The organism is Bifidobacterium polysaccharolyticum (assembly GCF_016101585.1).
GTDB lineage: Bacteria > Actinomycetota > Actinomycetes > Actinomycetales > Bifidobacteriaceae > Bombiscardovia > Bombiscardovia polysaccharolytica.
In genome coordinates, this window is the sequence record NZ_JACFQG010000001.1 from 432,806 (window position 1) to 455,654 (window position 22,849).

General features: G+C 62.1%; 17 protein-coding genes. 4 read left to right on the forward strand and 13 right to left on the reverse strand.

What is annotated here, in order from left to right:
• Positions 1–2: 2 nt before the first annotated feature.
• A complete protein-coding gene (locus H3T90_RS01785) occupies positions 3–1,400 on the reverse strand; it encodes an MFS transporter (RefSeq protein WP_198229391.1) in 1,398 nt (465 codons plus the stop codon).
• Positions 1,401–1,585: 185 nt separating this feature from the next.
• Positions 1,586–2,980, reverse strand: a complete 1,395-nt coding sequence (locus H3T90_RS01790; protein ID WP_198229392.1) for a replication-associated recombination protein A — start codon at positions 2,978–2,980, stop codon at positions 1,586–1,588.
• A gap of 269 nt (positions 2,981–3,249) precedes the next feature.
• Here H3T90_RS01790 and H3T90_RS01795 point away from each other — a divergent pair, with 269 nt between their 5' ends.
• Both H3T90_RS01795 and H3T90_RS01800 read left to right on the forward strand, forming a co-directional pair.
• Positions 3,250–4,764, forward strand: coding sequence for an amino acid ABC transporter substrate-binding protein/permease (locus tag H3T90_RS01795; protein ID WP_332468222.1), 1,515 nt, complete (start codon positions 3,250–3,252; stop codon positions 4,762–4,764).
• Between the two features lie 86 nt (positions 4,765–4,850).
• A complete protein-coding gene (locus tag H3T90_RS01800) occupies positions 4,851–5,576 on the forward strand; it encodes an amino acid ABC transporter ATP-binding protein (protein ID WP_045936082.1) in 726 nt (241 codons plus the stop codon).
• Positions 5,577–5,586: 10 nt separating this feature from the next.
• Here H3T90_RS01800 and H3T90_RS01805 read toward each other — a convergent pair whose 3' ends face one another.
• From H3T90_RS01805 to hisS, 7 genes are all read right to left on the reverse strand, one after another.
• Positions 5,587–8,190, reverse strand: a complete 2,604-nt coding sequence (locus H3T90_RS01805; protein WP_232350484.1) for a DEAD/DEAH box helicase — start codon at positions 8,188–8,190, stop codon at positions 5,587–5,589.
• Between the two features lie 109 nt (positions 8,191–8,299).
• Complete coding sequence (locus H3T90_RS01810; protein WP_198229393.1) at positions 8,300–9,490, reverse strand: amino acid ABC transporter permease; 1,191 nt, start codon at positions 9,488–9,490, stop codon at positions 8,300–8,302.
• A 6-nt stretch (positions 9,491–9,496) separates the two neighbouring features.
• The gene (locus tag H3T90_RS01815; RefSeq protein WP_110412705.1) at positions 9,497–10,174 is read right to left on the reverse strand and encodes an amino acid ABC transporter permease; all 678 of its coding nucleotides are present in this window, start codon (positions 10,172–10,174) and stop codon (positions 9,497–9,499) included.
• Position 10,175: 1 nt separating this feature from the next.
• Complete coding sequence (locus H3T90_RS01820; RefSeq protein WP_046323731.1) at positions 10,176–11,006, reverse strand: glutamate ABC transporter substrate-binding protein; 831 nt, start codon at positions 11,004–11,006, stop codon at positions 10,176–10,178.
• Positions 11,007–11,049: 43 nt separating this feature from the next.
• A complete protein-coding gene (locus tag H3T90_RS01825) occupies positions 11,050–11,904 on the reverse strand; it encodes an amino acid ABC transporter ATP-binding protein (RefSeq protein WP_269751089.1) in 855 nt (284 codons plus the stop codon).
• Between the two features lie 144 nt (positions 11,905–12,048).
• Entirely contained in the window at positions 12,049–13,851 is a 1,803-nt protein-coding gene (gene aspS / locus H3T90_RS01830) for an aspartate--tRNA ligase (RefSeq protein ID WP_198229394.1), read from the reverse strand.
• A 39-nt stretch (positions 13,852–13,890) separates the two neighbouring features.
• Positions 13,891–15,276, reverse strand: coding sequence for a histidine--tRNA ligase (hisS, locus tag H3T90_RS01835; protein ID WP_198229395.1), 1,386 nt, complete (start codon positions 15,274–15,276; stop codon positions 13,891–13,893).
• 84 nt (positions 15,277–15,360) lie between these two features.
• Between hisS and H3T90_RS01840 the strand changes: the two genes are divergently transcribed.
• Positions 15,361–16,923, forward strand: coding sequence for a DUF349 domain-containing protein (locus H3T90_RS01840; protein WP_198229396.1), 1,563 nt, complete (start codon positions 15,361–15,363; stop codon positions 16,921–16,923).
• A gap of 217 nt (positions 16,924–17,140) precedes the next feature.
• Here the strand turns inward: H3T90_RS01840 and H3T90_RS01845 are convergent, their stop codons facing one another.
• From H3T90_RS01845 to H3T90_RS01855, 3 genes are all read right to left on the reverse strand, one after another.
• Complete coding sequence (locus tag H3T90_RS01845) at positions 17,141–19,501, reverse strand: RelA/SpoT family protein (protein ID WP_232348601.1); 2,361 nt, start codon at positions 19,499–19,501, stop codon at positions 17,141–17,143.
• Positions 19,502–19,584: 83 nt separating this feature from the next.
• The gene (gene dut, locus H3T90_RS01850) at positions 19,585–20,049 is read right to left on the reverse strand and encodes a dUTP diphosphatase (protein WP_046322794.1); all 465 of its coding nucleotides are present in this window, start codon (positions 20,047–20,049) and stop codon (positions 19,585–19,587) included.
• The gene (locus H3T90_RS01855; RefSeq protein WP_024627827.1) at positions 20,049–20,342 is read right to left on the reverse strand and encodes a DUF4193 domain-containing protein; all 294 of its coding nucleotides are present in this window, start codon (positions 20,340–20,342) and stop codon (positions 20,049–20,051) included. The genes dut and H3T90_RS01855 overlap by 1 nt, the downstream gene beginning before the upstream one ends.
• 167 nt (positions 20,343–20,509) lie before the next feature.
• On the opposite strand from H3T90_RS01855, the gene sepH reads away from it, so the two are divergent.
• Positions 20,510–21,595: a septation protein SepH gene (gene sepH, locus H3T90_RS01860; RefSeq protein ID WP_198229397.1), complete on the forward strand. Its 1,086-nt coding sequence runs from the start codon at positions 20,510–20,512 to the stop codon at positions 21,593–21,595.
• Positions 21,596–21,617: 22 nt separating this feature from the next.
• On the opposite strand, the gene H3T90_RS01865 is transcribed toward sepH, so the two are convergent.
• Positions 21,618–22,841 (reverse strand): alkaline phosphatase family protein, encoded by a 1,224-nt coding sequence (locus tag H3T90_RS01865; RefSeq protein WP_198229398.1) that lies wholly within the window; start codon positions 22,839–22,841, stop codon positions 21,618–21,620.
• Positions 22,842–22,849 lie beyond the last annotated feature (8 nt).

Below are 22,849 nucleotides of genomic sequence, written 5' to 3' on the forward strand. Positions count from 1 at the left end.
TATCAGCCCACCGAACGGCCGGACGTCTCCCAGCCCATCAGGCCCACAACCAGCATGGAGGCCAAGGCCACCAGGCTGATGGTGACAAATATTGAAGTGCTCCCCCACCGGCTGAGCATGGCTCCAATGAGCACAGGCATGAGCACATTGCAGAGCTTGGCAACGGCATTGGCAATGCCTACGCAACGGAAGCGGACAGTGGTCGGGAAGAGCTCGGGCGCATAGACCGCCACCACCGAAGACATGAGGACATAGAGGCTGGCCATAAGCAGGATGCCCACCAGAATGGCTGTGACCTGGCTGGTCTGCGCGGCATAGAGCAGACCGAAGACCGCCGTCAGCAGGAAGGCTGTGACGATGATCCGCTTGCGGCCAATCCGGTCCAGAAGCAGGGATCCAATCAGGCAGCCCAGAGGGGCACCCAGCATCATCAGAGTGCTGATCCACAGGGATCCGCTCAGATCAATACCCCGCTTGAGCAGGATGGTGGGCACCCAGGAGGTGAAAGCGTAGGAGCAGACGTTAGTGGCTGAAACTGCCACAGTTGCCACAATCAGGCCACGGACAACGCTACCCGATGCCTTGGCAGGTACCTTAATTCCCTCATTTTTTCCGGCGAGGGCGGAGCCGCTGACAGCGCCAGAGTCTGACTCTTTCCGACCGTTATCGGCCTCCAGAAGTTCAACCACCTGGGTGGCCTCGGCCATCCGCCCATGCAGGGCAAGCCAGCGAGGAGACTCAGGGATGTCACGCCGCAAGTACCAGATCAGCGCAGCTGCCAAGCCGATTCCCACGAAGAGCGGCCTCCATGACCAGCGGGGAATGATCCAGGCGCACAGGAGCATGGCCAGGGGCACTCCGGTGTTAGCCACGAGGGAGACGATGGCACTCCAACGGCCGCGGTGCTTGATGGGAGCGAATTCGTTGACCATGGAGAAGCCGGTGACAATCTCGGCGCCCAGCCCCAGGCCGGCCCCTAAACGACAGACCGAAAGGACGGCCATGTTCGGTGCCAGAGCGCCCAGCAGGGTAAAGCCTCCGAAGAGCAGCAGGTTGATCTGATAGGCGGTCTTGCGTCCCCGCAGATCTCCGATGAACCCAGCCAGCAGCGAGCCCACCAAGAGCCCTAAGAAACCAGCCGACAGGAAGAGGGAATTCTGGGCGACCGTGGACCATCCGGTGCTCAAGGCCGAACTGGCTACTGCGCTGCCCACATAGACATCGATGCTGTCCATGAGCATTCCCGCGGCCACCAGGGCCACGATCTTGTAAAAAGTAGCCGATTCACGAGCATTATCTACTCGCTGGGTAATCTCGCGGACCGCCAGGTCGTCCTCGGCCACACCGAGACCCTTTGATTGTTCGGATATGTCTGCTTTGTCAATGACCGCTGTCGACATCGTCACCCTCGCGCCCGTGCATGAGGCAGGCAAACCCCATGCGTCCATGCCAGGCCTGCCGACGACGACAGACTCCTTGTGGGAGCGTGGCGACCGTCAATATGGAAGGCCTGGACCCTGCGGCGTTTCGGTCATTGTGTGGCTGCTCAACGTCTATTGGGTGTTCAGTATAGGAGTCTCGGCGGTCATTGCCTAGACCCGGCGTTTCCCTCCGGCGCGGCGGCCCTGTCCAGGATGGCCCTGATGGCCTCCAGCCGGGGACCCAGCTGGCGCTCATAGCCCCGATTATTCGGGTGGTAATAGCGTCGTCCGACCAATTCGTCCGGCATGTACTGCTGGGGTGCCACTGCGTCCGGCGCATCGTGGGCATACTGATAGCCTTCGTGGTTGCCCCAGGCCTTCATCAGCTTGGTGGGAGCGTTGCGCAGATGAAGGGGAACCTGGCCGATATGCCCGGCGTCCACGTCTTCCAGGGCCTGGTTGATGGCCAGGTAGGACGCGTTGGACTTGGGTGCGGTAGCCACGGCGATAACTGCCTCGGCCAGGATCAGGCGGGCCTCAGGCATGCCCACCATGGCCACGGCCTGAGCAGCTGCGACCGTGATCTCCAACACCTCCGGAGAAGCCATGCCTACCTCCTCGGCAGAGGCGATCATGATTCGTCGGGCGATGAAGCGCGGATCTTCGCCAGCCCGGATCATCCGAGCCAGGTAGTGCAGGGCCGCATCCACGTCAGAACCCCGCATTGACTTGATGAAGGCCGATGCCACGTCGTAGTGATCGTCACCCTTCTTGTCATAGCGGACAGAGGCCACGTCCATGACCGAGGAGACCACCTTGGCATTGATCAGCGGCCGACGCGCCCCCTTGGCACGAGGCCCGTCCTCGGTGACAGCTCCCGCTGCAGCCTCCAAAATGGTCAGAGCACGACGGGCATCACCTCCGGAAAAACGCACGATCTGGTCCAAAGCCTCTGGATCCAGTCTTACCTGATCCTTGAGCCCCCGCTGGTCCTTGACAGCCCTGCGGACCAGCTTGGCCAGGTCCTGATCGTCCAAGGCCTCCAGCTTGACCACCACCGAGCGCGAAAGCAGGGGCGAGATGACCGAAAAGCTGGGATTCTCCGTGGTGGCTGCGATAAAAGTCACATCCCGATTCTCTACGCTGGGCAGCAGTGCATCCTGCTGCGACTTGGAAAAACGGTGGACCTCATCGATGAAGAGGACCGTTTCCTGCCCCTGACTGACCAGCCGCTCACGAGCCTGGGCGATAACCTGCCGGACCTCCTTAACCCCCGAGGTAACAGCCGAAAGCTCCTCGAAATGCCGCCCGGATTGTCGGGCGACGATGTAGGCCAGGGTGGTCTTGCCCACACCGGGAGGACCGAAAAGAATAACCGAGCTGGGAGCCGTCAGACGGTTGTTCGGATCCGACCGGGCCAGGCGCTCCAAGGGGGTTCCAGGGGCTGTGACCTTGTCCTGGCCGACCACCTCGTCCAGGCTTCTGGGCCGCATCCTGACAGCCAAAGGCAGGGTGTGCTCCTCGGGGGGATCAGCCGCCTGGAAGAGATCATCAACCATCTGCAATACCTCATTCCTCGGGGCCCCTATGGCTCCCCGCCCTCACCAGCATAGGCCTGAGCCTGCCACAAATAGCAAGACGAACGCGCTAGACTGGAAACCTATATGGCCGTATCGCCCAGCGCGTAGTTGGGTTCCAGAAATACGGTGTGTGTACAGTTTACTGGTCATCAGCCTGGATATCTTCAGGAAAGTCCATGGGCGGCAGCAAGGCCTGTCGCCTGAAAAATCGGGACCGGTACAGGTCGGAGCAATAAGGAGAATCGCCAGTGATCGCCAAGCATGTTCGCCAGGGATGGACATCGGGTCCAGGCATGTGGGTCGTCGGCCTGCTCGCCCTGGTCCTGGGGCTCTCAGCCCTGATCGTCGCCCCCCTGGCCACGCCGGCGCAGGCGACCCAGGACTCCCCCGCCGCGCAGGCGGTCCACGGACGAACCTTCCGCGTCGCCACCGACACCACTTTTGCCCCCTTCGAATTCAGGGACTCCTCTGGCAATCTGGTCGGCATCGATATGGATCTGATTCGCAAGATCGCCGATATTGAGGGGTTCTCGGTGCAGATCCAGTCCTTGGGCTTCAACGCCGCCCTGCAGGCCTTGAACTCCCAGCAGGCCGATGTGGTCATAGCCGGCATGACCATCACCGACCAGCGCAAACAGGTCTACGATTTCACCGACCCATATTTCGACTCCGGCGTACAGATGGCCATCGCCAAGGACAACGACCAGATCCACAGCTACAAGGATCTGCAAGGCACGGTGGTGGCCGTGAAGATGGGTAGCGAGGGTGAGGCTTTCGCCAAGCAGCGTGCAGCCCAATACGGCTTCACAGTCAAGGCGGTGGACCAGTCCTCCACCATGTACGAGATGGTCAAGTCCGGCAATGCCCAAGCGGTCATCGATGACTACCCGGTCCTGGCCTACGGCATCGCCCAGGGCAACGGACTGAAGACCGTGACCAAGAAGGAGCCTGGCGCCTCCTACGGGGCAGCCGTCCGCAAGGGCGAGAACAAGGAGTTCGTAGCCGCCTTCAACGAGGGTCTGGCCAAGATGAAGGCCGACGGCAGCTATAAGAAGCTGGTTGATTCCTACGTAGGCAGCGGCCACTCCAGCAAGAGTGCCTCCGCCTCCAGGCCAGGATTCTTCGAACTGGTCCGCCAGGCATTCCCATCCCTGATGCTGGGCCTGCGCAACACCCTGGCCATCACAGCCATATCCTTCGTCATCGCCCTGGCCATCGGCATCATCCTGGGACTGTGGCGGATAAGCCCCAACCGGATCCTGTCCTGGATTGCCCGCATCTACGTGGCGGTCTTCAGGGGCACACCCGTCCTGGTCTGGGCCTTCTTCTTCTACCTGGGTGTCCCCCAGCTGATCGGCCACCGCATCAGCATCTGGCTGGCCGGCGCGCTGACATTGTCCCTCAACTCCGGAGCCTATCTGGTGGAGATCGTGCGCGGGGCCATTGACTCGGTGGACGTCGGGCAGATGGAGGGGGCCCGTAGCCTGGGCCTGACACGACGCATGGCCTTGCGCCGGGTCATCCTGCCCCAGGCCGTAAGGTTCGCCTCGCCCTCCATCATCAACCAGCTGGTCATCATGCTCAAGGATTCCTCCCTGCTGCTGGCCATCGGCTTCGGCGAACTGCTCTACCAGGCACAGCAGATCTACGCGGCCAACTTCCGCGTGACCGAAACCCTGTTCATGGTGGGCGTCATCTACTTCGTCGCCATCAGCGCCCTGACCTGGATGGCCAATATGCTCGATAGGAGGCTGCATCGATGAACTTCGAGGACCCGGACATGGACACCGGACGACTGACCCGTCGCATCCGCCAGAACCAAAGTCGCCGCAACCAGGGAGAGTCCCAGATGGCCGTATCCATCCGCGACCTGCACAAGCGCTACGGCGACACCGAGGTCCTCAAGGGGATCGACATGGAGGTCAAGCCGGGCGAGGTCATCTCCATCATCGGCCCCTCCGGCGCGGGCAAGTCCACCCTGCTGCGCTGCATCAACGCCCTGGAGATGCCGACCTCGGGCACCATCAGCGTCTATGGAATCGACATTTCCGATCCAAAGACCAACATCGACAAGCTGCGCGAGCACGTGGGCATGGTCTTCCAGCACTTCAACCTCTTCCCCAACATGAGTGTGGCCGACAACATCATGCTGGCCCCTCATATGCTGCACAAGACGCCCAAGGAGGATGCCCGTCAGCAGGCTCTGGACCTGCTGGAGACCGTAGGGCTTCAGGAGAAGGCGGACGCGCGGCCCACGGATCTGTCAGGCGGGCAGCAGCAGCGTGTGGCCATCGCCCGCGCCCTGGCCATGCACCCGGACATCATGCTCTTCGACGAGGCCACCTCGGCCCTGGATCCGGAGATGGTGGGCGACGTGCTTGAAGTCATCCGCTCCCTGGCTGAGGGCGGCATGACTATGATTCTGGTCACCCACGAGATGGCCTTCGCCCGGGAGGTCTCCTCCAGGGTGATCTTCACCGATGCCGGGATCATCGAGGAGGAGGGCACGCCCGAACAGATCTTCGGCCACCCGCAGAGCCCTCGGCTGCAGTCCTTCCTCTCCAAGGTCCTATAGGGACCCGGGTTTATAGGTCCATCAGTTCCTCGATGGGACCCACCCGGTACTCCTTGAAGACCACCTGGCCGCTCTCCTGGGTGGCATCCAGATCCACGATGCCTGCGATGCCCCAGTCGCGCTCCCCCTCGACGTCGTCGAAGATCTGTTGGACCCGCCAGGTGTGCCCCTGGTACTCGTCACGGTCATCCAGGCTGAAGAAGTCCGAGGACCTGGCCTGGGCATCGGTCAGAATCTGCTCATGGTCCTCGTAAAGGTCGTCCAGCGCGTCGCTCCAGGCCCGCAGGCCATAGCCCCAGTCCGCATCCAGGTCGGCCAGGACCTCCGGCCGGTCGGCGGCAACCAGCTCCACCCGCTGGAACATGGCGTTGCGCACCAGCAGGGTCAGTCCCCGCCGGTCCGCCACCACCTGGTTCTCCACCTTGGGCGGAGCGGCATCCAGGCCGCTTGCGACTTCGCCATTTTCAGCCCTGCCCGCGGCCTCCCACTCATCCACCAGGCTGGAATCCACCGAGCGCACAATAAGTCCCAGCCAGGCCAGGATGTCCTCCAGCCGCTCATCCATGAACTCTTCGGGAACCGTCCTGCTGAGCGCCCGATAGGCGTCGGACAGATAGCGCAGCAGTGTCCCCTCCGACCGGGATATTCCGTAGCGGGCGATGTAACCGTTGAAGTCCGAGGCCGTCTCGATCATGTCCCGCAGAACGGACTTGGGGTGGATCTCATAGTCGTTGGCCCAGGGAACATCCCGACGGTAGCGGTCGAAGGCCTCCCCCAGCAGCTCCTCCAGGGGCTTGGGCCAGGTCACCTCCTGCAGACGCTCCATCCGTTCCTCGTACTCCAGGCCATCCTCCTTCATCTGCTGGATGGCCGCGTCACGGGCCTGCCGCTGCTGGGCCTTGAGAATCTGCCGGGGATCCTCCAGGGTGGCCTCGACCATGGAGAGCAGATTCATGTCGTAGTCAGGGTCCTCGGGATCCAGCAGCTCCAGGGCGGCCAGCAGGAAGGGCGAAAGAGGCTGATCCAGGGCGAAGTCCTCGGGCAGGTCCACGGTCGTGAAGTAGTCCAGGCCGCCGTCGGGGTTTCGTTCGGTCTCGATGACCCCGGTGTCGGTCAGGGTCTGGAAGATCTCGTCGGCCCGGTCCTGCAGATGCTCCTTCTGCTGCGGTGTCTGACGGGAGTCCTCGATCAGGTCCTCCACCCGTCTCCTGGCATCCCCACCCTGGTCGACCTCGTTGAGCACCATGGCATGGGAGATCTTCAGGTGCGGCGTCAGGGTCTCGGGACGGGCCTCGATCAGCTTGTCGAAGGTCCCCTTGCCCCAGGTAACAAACCCCTCCTGGGGCTTCTTGCGTTTGATCCGCTTGAGCTTCTTGGGGTCGTTGCCAGCCTTGGCCACGGCCCGGGCGTTCTCAATCTCGTATTCGGGGGCCTCGGCCACGACCAGTCCACTGGTATCGAAGCCCATGCGCCCGGCCCTGCCTGCGATTTGGTGGAATTCACGGGCCCGCAGACGGCGCATCCTGTAGCCGTCGAACTTGGTCAGTCCGGTCAGCAGGACCGTGTGGATGGGCACGTTGATGCCAACCCCCAGAGTGTCCGTGCCACAGATGACCGGCAGAAGTCCATCCTGGGCCAGCTGCTCCACCAGACGCCGGTACCTGGGCAGCATGCCCGCATGGTGGACCCCGACCCCGGTGCGCAGCAGCCGCTGCAGAATCCTGCCGAAGGCCGTGGTGAAGCGGGTGCCGGCCATGGTCTCCTTGATCCGGTCGCGCTGGCCCCGGTCGGAGACCCCCGTGCTGGACAGGGCCTGGGCCGTCTCCAGGGCGGCATCCTGTGAGAAGTGGACGATGTAGACCGGCGAATCCCCATCGGCCAGCAAGGACTCCACAGTGTTAGGCAAGGGGGTGTCCACGTAGCGGTAGTCCAGAGGCACCGGTCGGGGGGCATCGGCGACGATGTCCACCCCCACCCCGGTTTTGCGCTCCAGGTCCACGGCGATCTGATCCACGTCGCCCAGGGTGGCCGACATGAGCAGGAACTGCACATCGGGCAGGGTCAGCAGGGGCACCTGCCAGGCCCAGCCTCGGTCCGGATCCCCGTAATAGTGGAACTCATCCATGGCCACACAGCCGATATCGGCATGGCGACCCTCCCTGAGCGCCTGGTTGGCCAGGATCTCGGCAGTGCAGCAGATGACCGGGGCATCCGTGTTGATATGGGTGTCGCCGGTGATCATGCCAACACGGTCGCGGCCCAGAACCGAAACCAGGTCGAAGAACTTCTCGGAGACCAGGGCCTTGATGGGAGCCGTGTAATAGGAGCGCCGCCCAGTGCACAGGGCGATGAAATGCATGGCCAGGGCCACCATGGACTTGCCCGAGCCGGTCGGGGTCGACAAAATCACATGGTCGCCAGAAACCAGGGAGAGGACGGCCTCCTCCTGATGCGGCCAGGGGGTGATGCCCCGGGAAGCCACCCAGGAGAAGAAACGGTCGTAGATCTGATCCTCGGTCAGATTGCGGGGGCCTCCCGCCTCAGGGACCAGGTCGCCCAGAGATGGAGGCTGGTCGGTTGAGGCGGTTGAGGAATCAGCATGTTCTTGGACCATGTCCACCAGTCTATCCGGCCAGGCACACAAGTCCGGCCGGACACAGGCTTCGTCAACTAAGTCCAGAAATGGGAAAGCCGCCAGACAGGGAACAGCAAGGAGCTCTTCGTCAGCTCCTGTTCTTGCTGTCTTTGTCGCTGCCGCCTTTCTTCTCCTTCCTGGTCCTCCCCTCGGCTTTCTGCTCACCACCGGAGCGGCTGCCACGGCCGGGTTTAAGGAAGTCCGGAATCTCAAGGCTCGCCTTGTGCGGATCGACCAGCGTGTCGGGCTGAGTCCGGTCATAGCCCTGGATGTAGCGGGTCTTCCTCCAGTGCTGGATGGAGGCATTGGATCCACGGTGGTGGGCGTGGTACTGCAACGGCGCACCGCCGTACCGGTCCTCGTCCACCTCCTTGGCTACGGCTATCTGGTTGACGTTGGAGGGATCCATGATGGCCACGGGCGCGGCCGGCTCCACGAAGTCGGCGGGGGCGGCAGTGCGCTCCTGCATCTTTTTCGGTAGCCAGCGGGCAAAGTGGGACAGCAGGAAGCAGACGAAGAAGTAGACCACCGAGGCCACCACCAGGGTCTGCAGGATGTTGAAGTACATGGAGCCCAGACGACGGGACTCCTGCAGCAGATCCGTGTACATGATGATGGATCCCAGAGCCGTATCCTTGAGAACCACGACCAGCTGGGTCACAGCCGCCGGCAGCATGGCGTAGACGGCCTGGGGAACCTCGATCTGCATCAGCGACTGGGTCCTGGTCAGCCCCAGGGCCAGGGAGGCTTCTCGCTGGCCGTTGGGCAGGTTGCCCACGCCCGAACGGATCAGCTCGGCCACCACTGAGCCGTTGTAGAGGATCAGGCCTAGTACGACAGCCCAATAGGAGGCCTGGCTGACTCCTGCAAAGGCGAACCAGCGCCAGAAGAAGATCATCATCATCAGCACCGGAACGGCCCGGCAGAACTCCACGATGATTCCTGAGACTGCCCTTACCAGCCAGTTGGGCAGCAGACGGCCAAGGCCGAAGACAAACCCGAAGATGACCGAGCCAATCACAGCAACCACCGAAGCCTTGATGGTCAGCCAGAGCCCAGGCAGATAGAAGTCCGACCAAGCTTCGTAGTCCAGGGCCGGACGCCAAAGCTCCCAGCTGAGCTGGTTCTCCCCATCAGGAGGATTGTGCAGCCTCATCAGCACCAGAATGACCACTATGGCGAAGATGATAGCGGCTATCCAATTGGCGATTCGTATGGTGCGCCGACCCTTGGGACCGGGCTGATCGAAGAGCAGCGAGCTCTCATTATCTGGTGCCATGGCCGCTCACCTCCTCACTGCCAGCTTGTTGGACAGGTACGTGGTCAAAGCTCCGATGGGCAAAACCAGAATCACATATCCTAGGGCGAAAATCAGGAAGATGGCCACAATGGCATTGGCATGGAACTCTATCATCTCGCTCATCAGGGAGGAGCTCTCGGATGCCACGGAGGCTGCTGCAGCCACGGTGGAGTTCTTCAGCAGGGCGATGAAGGTGTTACCCAAGGGCGCCACCGAACCACGGAAGGCCTGGGGCAGTATGATCTGCGAGGCCGACTGGAAGAAGCTCAGCCCCAGGGCACGGGCCGCCTCGGCCTGGCCCAGAGGAACCGTGTTGATGCCCGAGCGCAAGGACTCGCAGACAAATGCTGCCGTATACAGGGACAGGCCCGTCACCGCCAGCCAGAAGAAGTTGACGGAGAATTCCGGCGAGAAGCTGATCTTGAGCTGTGCGAAGGCACCCAGGACCATGAAGACCATGATGATGGTCAAAGGCATGTTCTGGAAGAACTCCACATACCCTCGGCCGACGGCCCGCAGGGAGGAGATGGGCGAGATGCGCATGATCACCAGGATGATGCCCAGGATCAGCGAGAAGAGGGCCGACCAGAGGGTCAGCTGGATGTTGACCCAAAAGGCTGCCGGGATGTCGTAGTCGGTGAACAGTTCGATGATGGTTGACATCTCACTCCCCCTCCTTGGGCTTAGGTGGGTTGTAGCGCGGATCGGGTTTGTAATGGGTGCCCCGGGTGTTGTTCTCGAGCGCCCGCTGCCAGGAGCCGTTGGCCTCCATGTCGGCCAGAGCCGCGTTGATCTTGTGGGCCAGCTTGGTATTGCCTTTTTTGATGCCCACACCGTAGTACTCCTGGGTGAAGGGCTTGCCCACCAGCCGCAGCCTTCCACGGGAGGCAGAAGCCAGACCAGCCAGGATGATGTCGTCAGTGGTGACTGCATCGACGATGCCGGAGAAGAGGGCGGTGGCGCATTCGGCGTAGCCCGGCTGCTCCATCAGCTGGACCTCTTTGGCGAACCGTTTCTTGACGGTGACGGCCGAGGTGGATCCGGTCACTGAGCACAGTCGTTTGCCGTTGAGGTCTTCGGGGCCACGGATATGGTGGTCCTCCTTGCGCACCAGCAGGTCCTGTCCGGCCACGATGTAGGGTCCAGCGAAAGAGACGGCCCGCTTGCGCTCATCCGTTATGGAATAGGAGGCCAGGATCATGTCCACGTCGCCGTTCTGGAGCATGGCCTCACGCTGCTTTGAGGGGGCCTCCTTCCAGACGATGTCGTCGGGGCTATAACCTAGCTTGTCGGCGATGTAGGTGGCCACGTCCACGTCAAAGCCCACATAGGTTCCGGCCTTCTTGAAGCCCAGACCAGGCTGGTCGAACTTGATGCCCACCCGAATCTTGCCTGCCTCCTTGTCGGAGCCGCAGGCCGCCAAGGAGATCAGGCAACCCAAAGCGCACAGGATCGCGGTCAAATTCCTGGCAAGCCGTTTCAACGGCTGGCCCATGCCATGCATGCTTGCATTCATGCGGATACGCTTCCCTCCTGCTTCAGTGGGTCAGAATTTTGGACAGGAAGTCGGCGGCCCTCTGGGTCTTGGGGTGATCGAAGAAGTCGTCGGGGTCGTCCTTCTCCAGAATCCGTCCATCGGCCATGAAAACGATATGGTCGGCGGCCTGGCGGGCAAAGCCCATCTCGTGGGTCACGCAGATCATGGTCATGCCCTCCTGGGCCAGCTGAATCATCACATCCAGCACCTCGTTGACCATCTCCGGGTCAAGAGCCGATGTGGGCTCGTCGAAGAGCATGATCTTGGGCTGCATGGCCAGGGCGCGGGCTATGGCCACACGCTGCTGCTGGCCTCCTGAGAGCTGGGAGGGCATCTTGGAGGCCTGGGATTCCACGCCCACCCGGGCCAAGAGGTCCATGGCCAGGTCCTCAGCATCCTTCTTGGGCATATGGCGCACCTTGATGGGCGCCAGGGTCATGTTCTCCAGGATGGTCTTGTTGGCGAACAGATTGAAAGACTGGAAGACCATGCCCACCTCGGCCCTGAGCCGAGCCAGGTCACGTCCCTCCTGAGGCAAAGGCTCTCCCTCGATCCTGATGACACCGGAGTCGATGGACTCCAGACGATTGATAGTCCGGCACATGGTGGACTTGCCGGAGCCTGAGGGGCCGACCACCACCAGCACTTCGCCGGTATCAACCTGCAGGTTGATGTCCTTGAGGACGTGCAGGTTGCCAAAATGCTTCTCGACGTGCGCCAGCTCGACCAGCGGCCCGGAGTTATCCTGGACGGGGCGATCCGAGGCCGGTTTCTCCGGCAGAATCCGCTCCGACGGCTGTTTGGTTGTTTCGCTCATATTGGGCAGTTTACTCATCCTTTGTTGCAGAGCGGTCATAGAAACGGTTCTCCTGAAAAGCAGACCCACTGGCCGAACGCGACCGATTGACCTGCTGCGCATAAACTGGCCTAAACAATAAGGGCCGAAATCCCGCAGAATTCCAGCCCTTTTAGACTCTCGTCGACCAGTGACGAAGTGCGCTCAGTCGGTATCCTCCTGATCCGGTTCCCAATCCACGCCGGTCTCGGCGCGTTGCTGGTCGGAGATGGGCGCTGGAGCCCCGGTCATGGGATCCTGGCCGCCACCGGACTTGGGGAAGGCGATGACATCGCGGATGGAGTCCGCTCCGGTCAGGATCTGGGCAGTCCTGTCCCAACCGAAGGCGATGCCTGCGTGGGGCGGAGCGCCGTACTTGAAGGCCTCCAGCAGGAAGCCGAACTTCTCCTGGGCCTCCTCGGGGCCGATGCCCAGCACTTTGAAGACCCGATCCTGAATGTCGTCGCGGTGAATACGCACCGAGCCGCCGCCCATCTCCTCGCCGTTGCAGACGATGTCATAGGAGTCGCTCATGGCGTGTTCGGGATCCTTGTCGAAGCGGTCGATCCAGTCGGCCGAAGGCATGGTGAAAGGATGGTGCATGGAGGTCCACTTAGAATGTCCCACGGCCACATCGTCGTCGTCCGGGTCGTCGGTGGGCTTGAAGAGCGGGAAGTCCACCACCCAGGTCAGGGCGAATTCGTCGGGTTTGAGCAGCCCCTGGCGACGGGCGATCTCCACACGGGCCGCGCCAAGCAGGGTTTGCGAAGCCTCACGGGGACCGGCTGCAAAGAAGACGGCATCCCCGTCCGTGGCGCCTACGGCCTTCTTGAGGCCTTGGCGCTCGGCATCAGACAGGTTCTTGGCCACCGGGCCCTTGAGAGTGCCGGCGCCGGTGAACTGGACATAGGCCAGACCCTTTGCACCACGCTGGCGGGCCCATTCCTGCCAAGCGTCGAACTGCCTGCGGGGCAGGTTAGCCGCACCCTGGTAGACCACGGCGCCTACGTAGGGAGCCTGGAAGACCCGGAAGGGGGTGTTCTTGAAGTAGTCGGTCAGTTCGACGATAGGGTTGCCGAAGCGCAGGTCAGGCTTATCGGAACCATACTTGTCCATGGCCTCCTGCCAGCTGATCCTGGGGATGGGCAGGGTGACCTCGAATCCTGCAGCCTTCCAGACCTCGGCAATGACCTGCTCGGCCATGGCCATGACGTCCTCCTGGGAGGCGAAGCTCATCTCGATATCCAGCTGGGTGAACTCAGGCTGCCTGTCGGCGCGGAAGTCCTCGTCGCGGTAGCAACGGGCGATTTGGTAGTAACGCTCAAAGCCGCCCACCATCAGCAACTGCTTGAGCAGCTGGGGAGACTGCGGCAGGGCGTACCAGGATCCGGGCACCAGGCGGGCCGGCACCAGGAAGTCACGGGCGCCCTCGGGGGTGGACTTGATCAGGGTCGGCGTCTCGATCTCGCAGAAATCCATCTTGTCCAGGGCAGCACGGGCGGCACGGTTCATGGCGGCCCTCAGACGGATGTTGTGCTGCATGGAGGGGCGACGCAGGTCCAGATAACGGTAGCGCAGTCGCACATCCTCGCCGGGCAGCTTGTTCTCGGCCTCGTTCTCCAGGGCTGTGGACACCTGGAAGGGCAGGGCTGCCGACTTAGCCAGAACCTCAATCTTGTCTGCAACGATCTCGATGTGTCCGGTGGACAGGTGTTCGTTGTCATTGCCCTCAGGACGTTCGCGAACCTTGCCGGTGACCTGGATGACGTACTCGCTACGCAGGGGCCGGGCCTCCTCCTCGTCATAGATGACGATCTGCACCAGACCGGAGCGGTCACGCAGGTCGATGAAGGCCACGCCTCCGTGATCACGGCGGCGATCCACCCATCCGGCCACCGTCACCTGGCGACCGACCATATCTTCAGTGACATCCGTGGCGTAGCTCGTTCTGTAAGCCGACTGGCCCATGCTTTCCTGTACCTCCATAATGCTCGGCCTGCCCCTGCGTCAGGCCTGGTATTCCACACTCTGCCGGGCATACAGGCTATCCGGCGTCCACGACACCAGGTCAGCCGGAGTCTGATCGCCGGTGATGATGTTCTTGACCTGGTCGCCCTCCTGCTGGCCCTCCTTGGCAGGGAACCAGACATAGGGGATGCCCAGGTGGTCGGCATAGCGGATCTGTTTGCCAATCTTGGCTGCAGTAGGCGCCACATCAGCGGCAATACCCCTGGCCCGCAGATCCTGGGCGATGTGGTTGCTGATGGTCCGATCCTCTTCGTCCCAGACGGCGACCATGACCGCAGCCGGAGAAACCCTGGAGGCCTGAACCCCGTGGGCCAGCAGGTAGGAGAGCAGGCGAGAAAGCCCAATGGACAACCCTACGCCTGGATAGGTCCGGTTGCCCTGGCTAGCAAGATTGTCATAGCGGCCGCCGGAACAGATGGATCCCAGGGACTGCGCCCCCTCCAGGAAGGTCTCGTAGACAGAGCCGGTATAGTAGTCCAGCCCGCGGGCGATCTTCAGGTCGGCGATGACCGAGCCCGGCCGAATGCGGGCAGCCTCGTCGATGATCATGGCCAGCGTCTCCAGCCCCTCAATGGCTAAGGCGTACGAAGAAGACTCCTTGTCGATGCCAACCTTGTCAACCAAGGCATCGAACCGCTGGCGCAGCTGCTTGCCATCGTCGGCGGTCAGCTCGGCCAGATCCAGGCAGGCCTTGGCCTGGTCCTGATTGGCGCCGCACTCACTGACCAACAGGCTGGCCACCTCGTCAGGGCCGATCTTGTCCAGCTTGTCGATCTCGCGCAAAACGCCCTCGACATCCTCCAGACCCAGACCCCGGTAGAATCCCTCGGATAGCTTGCGGTTGTTGGCGTGCACAGTGGGCTTGGGCAGGCCGAAGGCCCTCAGCTCCTCCAGAGCACTCAGCATGACCAGGGGCACCTCGACCTCGTAGTGGTCGGGCAGCTCTCCGTTGCCAATTACGTCAATGTCAGCCTGAACGAACTCCCTGAACCGTCCCTCCTGGGGGCGCTCTCCTCGCCAGACCTTCTGAATCTGCCAGCGTTTGAAGGGGAAGGTCAAGTCGTTGCTGTGCTCCACCACATAGCGGCTCAGCGGCACGGTCAGGTCAAAATGCAGGCCCAGCCGGCGCTCCACTGGCACATCCTTTTCCTGGCCCAGATCCTGCAGTCGGGAGAGCAGGTAGATCTCCTTGCTGGTCTCCCCCTTCTTGAGCAGGCTGGAGCCCTCTTCTACGGCTCTGGTCTCAATACCGATGTAGCCGTTCAATTCGAAGACCTTGCGAAGCGTGTCGAGGATGCGCTGCTCCACCACTCTTTGCGAAGGAAGCCATTCTGGGAAACCGGATAGAGATGTGCCTTTTGCCATAAGAACCTATACTATAGGAGGTCAAGGAAAATGGTATTGCCATATTTTGCGATCTCTCCAACACACAAGCCTAAGGAGCTGGCCATGGCCGACAACACCGCCATCACACCCGAGAACACCTCGACACCGCAGGAGGAGCACACCGCGGACGCGGAGGGCCAGGTCGCCGCTGCGACAACGCCCGAAGCCGGGCAGGAACAGGCTGCCCCCGGACAGACCGCATCTACTGAGGATGCACCAACCCAGAGCGCACCGGTACCGTCTGAGCCACAGCCTGCAACTGCGGAAGCACCCGCGCCAGCAGCTACACCTGCTGCGCCCAAGCCCAAGGCGGTTCCCTCCCCCGCAGCTCTGGCCCACAAGGCCCCTCACGTCAAGGCCGCCCCGGCCGCTCCCACCTACAGCCAGGAGGAGATCGACAAGGCAGAAGCCTTCGGCCGGGTGGACGAGCAGGGCAACGTCTTCGTCCGCGAGGGTGACCAGGAGCGCCAGGTGGGCCAGTTCCCCAATGCAGATCCCAAGGAGGCCCTGGACCTTTACGCCCGCCGATACTTGGACCTCAAGGAGAAGCTGAATTTATTCGCCTCCAGACTGCGCAGTCCCAAGATCAAGGCCCATGAGATCGACGAATCCATAACCTCACTCAAGGAGGAGACCAGTCAGCCTGAAGCAGTCGGCGACCTTGCCGCCCTGCGCACGCAACTGGAGCAGCTGGCCGAAAAGGGGCAGACCCGCAAGGCTGGACTGGCGCAAGCACGCAAGGATGCCATGGCCAAGGCCATCAAGGAGCGGACCGCCATCGTGGAGAAGGCCGAAGATCTGGCAGCCTCCCTGGGCGACTCCACCAACTGGCGATCCACAGCAGACAAGTTCCGTTCCCTCTTCGAGCAGTGGCAGCACCACCAGCGCACTACCATCCGCATTGACAAGGCCGACGCGGACGCGCTCTGGAAGCGTTTCTCCTCCGCCCGCACCACCTTCAACCAGGCCCGCCGCAAGTGGGCCCAGCAGCGTGACGCCCAGCGGTCCGAGACCAAGCGGATCAAGGAAGAAATCATCGCCGAGGCCGACCAGATCAAGGACTCCACTGACTGGGGACCCACCTCCCATCAGTTCAACGAGCTCATGGACCGCTGGAAGCAGGCCGGGCGTGCAGGACGTCAGGATGACGACGCCCTCTGGGCTCGGTTCCGTCAGGCCGCGGATGTCTTCTTCAACGCCCGTCAGGCCGACCGGGACAAGACCTCGGTCAACGAGCGCGAGAACCTGACCAAGAAGGAGGCCCTGGTGGCCAAGGCCGAGGCCTTGCTGCCCGTCAAGGATTCCAAGGCCGCCAAGCAAGCCCGGCAAGAGCTGGCCAAGATTCAGGAGGAATGGGACGCCATTGGTTTCGTCCCCCGTGACGACGTGCGCCGAATCGAGGGCAGGATGGATGCCGTGGACCGGCAAATCAAGGCCGTGGAAGATGCGGCCTGGAACCAGTCCGACCCCGAGGCCGATGCCCGCGTCTCCAGCTTCGAGCAGCAGCTGGCCGCCCAGCTTCAGGACCTGGATCAGCGAATCGCCGCCGAGCAGGATCCGGCCAAGAAGCAGGAACTGGAGGCCGAGAAGGCCACCAAGGAGCAGTGGATGAACGCCGTGCGCTGATTGTAGCAGTTTCCGTTAGAACCCCCGGCTTGGTCATTGACCACCGGGGGTCTTTCTGTAATAACCGTTAATAACCGTCTTTTTAATAACCGTCTTTTAGACTTTGAGCCGTTGAATTTTCAAGGCTGAAAGCAAGTAATAGGTTTGACGAGATACCGGCAAAATGCCGTCGCGAGAGTAAGAGGAAAAGTAGGCATAACGGTAATTGCAGGGAAAGTCAGATGGCCCGCATATGAGGTCTGGTCGAGCCCTTGGCTCCGGTCAGCCGGTAGGCATCGAAGACACCGTCGATCTTCCTGACAGCCGATAGGAGCGTATTCAGATGTTGGGGGTCGCCCATCTCGAAGACGAATTGACTGACCGCAACCCGGTCACGACCGGTGGATTGGCTGCCCGACAGGATGTTGACCCCGTGGTCGGACAGGACCTGAGTAATGTCCGAGAGCAGGTGGGGCCGGTCCAGGGCCTCCACTTGAATCTGGACCATGAAAGTGCCCTGTTTGCCCGTCCAGGAGACCTCTATGATGCGTTCGGGCTGCTTCTTGCGCAGTTCCAGAAGATTCTGGCAGTCGGACCGATGAACCGAGACGCCCTGGTTGCGGGTGATGAACCCGGTGATGGGGTCCCCTGGCACTGGAGTACAGCAACGGGCCAGCTTGACCCAGACATCGTCCACGCCCTTGACCGAAATCCCCTGGGAGGTCTCCGGCCGGCTGGACTTGGTGACCCGCTGCAGGGGAATGGCCTCCTGCTCCACCTCGTCCTCAAGGGCCGACCGGCCGGCATCATGTACCAGCCGGGAGATCACGTTCTGAGTGGAGACCTGTCCGTCGCCAATAGCGGCGTAAACCGCCTTCTCATTGGGATAGTTGAGCTCGTCGGCAGCCCCCACCATGGCTTCAGGGGTCAGCAGGCTGGCCACGGGCAGGTTCCGCTTGCGCATGGCGCGGATGAGCTCGTCCTTGCCCTCCTCGATGGTCTCCGAACGGCGCTCCTTGCTGAACCACTGACGGATTTTGCTGCGGGCACGGGGGCTCTTGGCAAAGCTGAGCCAGTCGCGCGAGGGCCCATCGGTGTCGGACTTGCTGGTCAGAATCTCTACCGTGTCCCCGTTGCGCAGCTTGGTGTCCAGGGGGACCAGGCGGCCATTGACCCTGGCGCCCATGGTTCTGTGGCCAACCTCGGTGTGGACGGCATAGGCGAAGTCCACGGGCGTTGAATCGGCCGGCAGGGAGATGATCTTGCCTTTGGGCGTGAATACGTAAACCTCGGCCGCGCCCAGATCATCCTTAAGGGAGCCCAGGAACTCGTTGGAGTCCGGAGTCTCGCTGGTCCAGTCGGCCAACTGCTGGATCCAGGTCAGGTTGTCCTCCTGGCTCAGCTCCCCCTCCTGGCGCTCACGCTTGACGTCGGACTTGTCGGGCTGGGAGAGCTCGCGGCCTGCAGAACCGTTCTCCTTGTACTTCCAGTGGGCGGCGATGCCGAATTCGGCGCGGCGGTGCATCTGCCAGGTGCGAATCTGGATCTCGACCGGCTTTCCGCCCGGGCCCACCACCGTGGTATGCAGGGACTGGTAGCGGTTGGTCTTGGGCATGGCGATGTAGTCCTTGAACCGCCCAGGCACCGGGCTCCAACGGGCATGGACGGCACCCAGGGCAGCATAGCAGTCGCGAATGGTATCCACGATGATGCGCACCCCAACCAGGTCGTAGATGTTGGCGAAATCGTGCCCGCGCACGATCATCTTCTGGTAGATGCTGAAGTAGTCCTTGGGCCGCCCTGTCACCTGAGCCTTGATGCCCTGAGCATCCAGATCCTCGTGAATCTCGTCCAGGATCTGCTGCAGGTAGACCTCCCGCTGGCCGGCTCTGCGGGAGACCAGAACCACGATTTCATTGTAGATCTTGGGATAGAGGGTCTTGAAGCTGAGCTCCTCCAGCTCGGTCTTGATGGCGTTCATGCCCAGCCGGTTGGCAAGGGGCGCATATACGTCCAGGGTCTCACGGGCCTTGCGCTGGGCTGATGAAGCCTTGACATAGCGCCAGGTGCGGGCGTTGTGCACACGGTCAGCCAGCTTGACCACCAGGACGCGGACATCCCGGCTCATGGCCACAATCATCTTGCGGATGGTCTCAGCCTGGGCCGAATCGCCGTAATCCATCTTGGATATCTTGGTGACCCCGTCCACCAAGCCAGCCACCGTGTCGCCGAACTCGTCCCTGCACTGCTCCAGGGTGTAGTCGGTGTCCTCCACGGTGTCGTGCAGTAGACCGGCCGAAACTACCGTGGGCCCCATGCCAAGGTCGGCCAGAATTTGTGCCACAGCCAATGGATGGATGATGTAGGGCTCGCCAGACTTGCGCCTCTGGTCGGCATGCTGGACCACGGCCCGGTCATAGGCGCGCTGAAGCATGGACAAATCCTCATCAGGATGATGGGCGGCGCAGATCTCCCAGATTGGCATCAGGGGGTTGAGCGGATCGTCGCTGACCTCACAGCCCAAGGCTCTGGAGGACAAGCCGGAAGGGGCCTGGTCGCCGACATCATTGCTACAGACGCTGCCCTCCTGAGTGACCATTCAAGCCTCCAATATCCCGATATAATGCACCAATCCTACACTTCGATATAGCCCATTCAGGTCGCTCGTGTCCGAACCGCGCCTCAGCGGCCGGTCGAGCCGAATCCGCTATCCGAACGCGCCGAGCCAGGCAGGCGTTCAGCAGGCACGAAACGGGCCTGCACGTAACGCTGGATGACCAGCTGGGCGATGCGCTCCCCAGGCTCGAAGTGGACCGACTCATGAGGATCCAGGTTGATCAACGGCACCTTGATCTCACCCCGGTACCCAGCATCAATCGTCCCCGGCGCGTTGAGCACGGTCACCCCCATTTTCACTGCCAGCCCCGAGCGCGGGTGAACCAGGCCGACGTACCCGTTGGGCAGGGCCAAGGCCACTCCCGTGGGAACTAGCGCCCGCTGGAAGGGAGCCAGATCCACAGCCATCCTGGTTCGTAGATCGGCCCCGGCATCGCCGGGCATGGCGTATTCCGGCACGTCGGCCCCGCCCAAGGACTTGAACAGGACCTCGACCGTTTCGGGCTCGTTGTAGGACTCGTCATAGGCCATCAGGCGGCGCACTCCTTGCAGACGGGCTTGCCGTCGGGGGTGGTGTAGGCCAGTTGGCTCCGGTGCTTGACCAGGAAGCAGTTGGAGCAGATGAATTCATCGCCCTGCATGGGGATGACGGTCACCGAAGAATCCTCATTGCTTAAGTCGGCGCCAGGAAGCTCGTAGTCCTCGGCGATGGCGTTCTCGTCGTCGTCCAGATCGGCCCCGGCATCCTGGCCGCTTTTGCCGAGCTCCTGCAGGGATTCCTCGTCTTCATCCTTGTCTCGCGGGGTATCGTAATCTTGTGCCATCGTGTACCCTTTCCTTGTTCGACCAGTCACCTCGTATACCGGTCATTCCACACGATATGTACTGCGCATAGGATACACGATTTCAAAAGCACGTAAAATACCAACCGTAGGGCACAATGGAAATACCTGAGGCCGTGTAAAGGAACCGTAAGAGGATAGGGGCGTGCATGTCTGAGAATGGGACCAGGATGGCCAGCTTTGACCATGTCGACGACAGGGGCGATCTGGTCTTCGTCTGTGACCACCGGCACTTCGCCGTACGGGTCGACGATGCGCTTGATCGCGCCATTCTTGAGGCCAAGCAGGTCAAGGAGGAAGAGGATGTGGATCCCCGGACCGGCAAGTCCAAGCCCCTACCTGTCTCGGCCATCCAGGCGGCTGTGCGTGCCGGCGCCCGCCCCGAGCAGGTGGCACAACAATACGCTGTCAACGAAGCGCTGGTACGGCGTTTCGCGGCCCCGGTGGAGACCGAAAAGAAATATGCCATAGAGCAGTTCCTGACCATGCCGGCGCCCAAAGGGTCGGGCGGGCGAAATTATCAGGAACTGATCGGCAAGGTGCTGGCCCGTGCCGGGGTCAGCCTGGCACAGGTTTCCTGGCAGGCCACCAGACGAGGGTACGAACCCTGGAACATCAACGGCGTGTTTACGCTGGACAAGCGGATTTTCAACGCCCGCTGGGCCTGGAACATGCATGACAACACTGTGACCTGCCTGAACAGGGCAGCCAGGATGCTGCTGGATGATTCCGCAGACGACCATGGCCAGGATCGGCCCGATTTGGACCAGGGCACAGCCGAAGAGATCGATGACCAGACTGACAGGCGCCCTCCAAGCCAGGACGATGCCTTTGCCCAAATAGAGGACGAGGAAGAGGACCATGGATCGGGCGACCAGGAGAACGGGGAGCGTCAGGCGGCGCTCACGGCCTGGCTCTATGGCAAACCCAAGGAAGGCCAGGAGCGGACAGCCGAACGAGACCCCAACCACCTCAGTGCCGAGCTGACTGAGGACCCCGACACGGCTGAGCATCCCCCAATCAGGGACACCGAGTCCACCATGGTCCTTCCTGTTCAGAGCCATGGGCAGAGCCAGGCTGACCAGGAGCAGCTCCAGCAGCCGGATCAAGGCGATGATGCCAGTCAGGACGGTCAGGAGGACGAACCCAAGGAAGGTCGCCGGAGCAAACGCGCCAAAAAGCACTCCGGACGGTCGGCCGTACCCAGCTGGGACGAAATCCTCTTCGGCAAGTAGCTGTAGGGTTCTACCCCAGCAGTCAGACCAGATCGATCAGGCAGGGAATCTGCGTCTCCAGACGGGTCCAGGAGCCGTGGACGCCAGGCAGTCTGGTCGCTGCATCAGTCTGATCAGCCGAATTCACCAGGGTGACCCGGTCACCGGCCAGAACCAGAAGGTCACCGATCATGGGGCGAATCCGAACGTCCACCGGGCCGAAGATTCCCCTTTCGATGGCCTGATCCCGGGTCAGCACCCAGGCCCGCTCCCCCAGACGCTCCCGCCAACGGGCGGCCACGACCTTGGGATCCGCCCTCTGGTCCAGATAGAGCATGACGGCCCTGGGCTCGCCGCCAACCAGTCGCACTTCCCGGTTCAATTCCCGGTCTTGAGCGATGTCAATGCGCTGATCCGGATCAGCTTCGACCATGCCGTGATCGGCTACGATAACCGTCAGCGTCCCGGCTGGCAGGCGGCGATGAAGCTCGGCCAGCTGTGCATCGGTCGCTTCGAGAGCGGCCACCCATTCTTCGCCCTCCCAACCGCTGTGGTGTCCCACCTTGTCCACATCGCGGATGTAGAGGTAGGTCAGCCCTGGCTGGCGGGCAGCCTGGCAGGCGGCCAGGAGACGCTGACGGGAGTGGTTGTGGGCCAGGTACTCTCCGCCGCGCAGAGCCGCACGGGTCAGGGCGGAGTCACGAAAACGCGGCAGGCCCGAAGATGTCACGCGGACCCCCTGCGCCTGGAGGGTCTCGAAGACAGTTGGACGGCGCTGCAGGCGCTCGGGGTCCTGGGCGCCTCTGAACTGGATCATCTGACCAAGCTGGCCGGTGTCGGGGTTCAGCTGTGTGTAGCCGGTCATACCGGTCAGTCCAGGGCTGGTCCCGGTGCCGAAGACCCCCATGGCCGCCACCGTAGTCGAGGGCAGGCTGGTATAGAGCGGACGCTGGTTGATGGGTTCGGACAGCAGCGAGCGCAGGTAGGGCACATGGCCCTGACGGCTGACCAGGTTCCAGAATCCCAGACCATCCACAAGGACGACGACAACCGACCGGGCATCAGGCAGCCCCAGGGCCTCCTGGAGGGCCTTGGCAGACGGATGGACGTCAGTGGCCACAGGCACTCCCAGACATGCGCTCAGGGCGGGCAGGACAGCGGACAGATGCCGAGGTCCGCCAACATGATTGTCCCCCGCCTGGTCCCCGTATTGGATAGGCAGACTCGGCTCCAGCAGTTCCTTCATGTCAGGTGTATCCAGACCCATACCTTCCA

What these genes read in the sequence shown, in the direction of transcription:
- H3T90_RS01845 (WP_232348601.1), bottom strand. Translation starts at nt 19,501, where the DNA reads ATGGTCACTCAGGAGGGCAGCGTCTGTAGCAATGATGTCGGCGACCAG.
- hisS (WP_198229395.1), bottom strand. Translation starts at nt 15,276, where the DNA reads ATGGCAAAAGGCACATCTCTATCCGGTTTCCCAGAATGGCTTCCTTCG.
- H3T90_RS01865 (WP_198229398.1), bottom strand. Translation starts at nt 22,841, where the DNA reads ATGGGTCTGGATACACCTGACATGAAGGAACTGCTGGAGCCGAGTCTG.
- H3T90_RS01815 (WP_110412705.1), bottom strand. Translation starts at nt 10,174, where the DNA reads ATGTCAACCATCATCGAACTGTTCACCGACTACGACATCCCGGCAGCC.
- H3T90_RS01810 (WP_198229393.1), bottom strand. Translation starts at nt 9,490, where the DNA reads ATGGCACCAGATAATGAGAGCTCGCTGCTCTTCGATCAGCCCGGTCCC.
- H3T90_RS01840 (WP_198229396.1), top strand. Translation starts at nt 15,361, where the DNA reads ATGGCCGACAACACCGCCATCACACCCGAGAACACCTCGACACCGCAG.
- H3T90_RS01855 (WP_024627827.1), bottom strand. Translation starts at nt 20,342, where the DNA reads ATGGCACAAGATTACGATACCCCGCGAGACAAGGATGAAGACGAGGAA.
- H3T90_RS01805 (WP_232350484.1), bottom strand. Translation starts at nt 8,190, where the DNA reads ATGGTCCAAGAACATGCTGATTCCTCAACCGCCTCAACCGACCAGCCT.
- dut (WP_046322794.1), bottom strand. Translation starts at nt 20,049, where the DNA reads ATGGCCTATGACGAGTCCTACAACGAGCCCGAAACGGTCGAGGTCCTG.
- aspS (WP_198229394.1), bottom strand. Translation starts at nt 13,851, where the DNA reads ATGGGCCAGTCGGCTTACAGAACGAGCTACGCCACGGATGTCACTGAA.
- H3T90_RS01790 (WP_198229392.1), bottom strand. Translation starts at nt 2,980, where the DNA reads ATGGTTGATGATCTCTTCCAGGCGGCTGATCCCCCCGAGGAGCACACC.
- H3T90_RS01785 (WP_198229391.1), bottom strand. Translation starts at nt 1,400, where the DNA reads ATGTCGACAGCGGTCATTGACAAAGCAGACATATCCGAACAATCAAAG.
- sepH (WP_198229397.1), top strand. Translation starts at nt 20,510, where the DNA reads ATGTCTGAGAATGGGACCAGGATGGCCAGCTTTGACCATGTCGACGAC.
- H3T90_RS01825 (WP_269751089.1), bottom strand. Translation starts at nt 11,904, where the DNA reads ATGACCGCTCTGCAACAAAGGATGAGTAAACTGCCCAATATGAGCGAA.
- H3T90_RS01800 (WP_045936082.1), top strand. Translation starts at nt 4,851, where the DNA reads ATGGCCGTATCCATCCGCGACCTGCACAAGCGCTACGGCGACACCGAG.
- H3T90_RS01820 (WP_046323731.1), bottom strand. Translation starts at nt 11,006, where the DNA reads ATGGGCCAGCCGTTGAAACGGCTTGCCAGGAATTTGACCGCGATCCTG.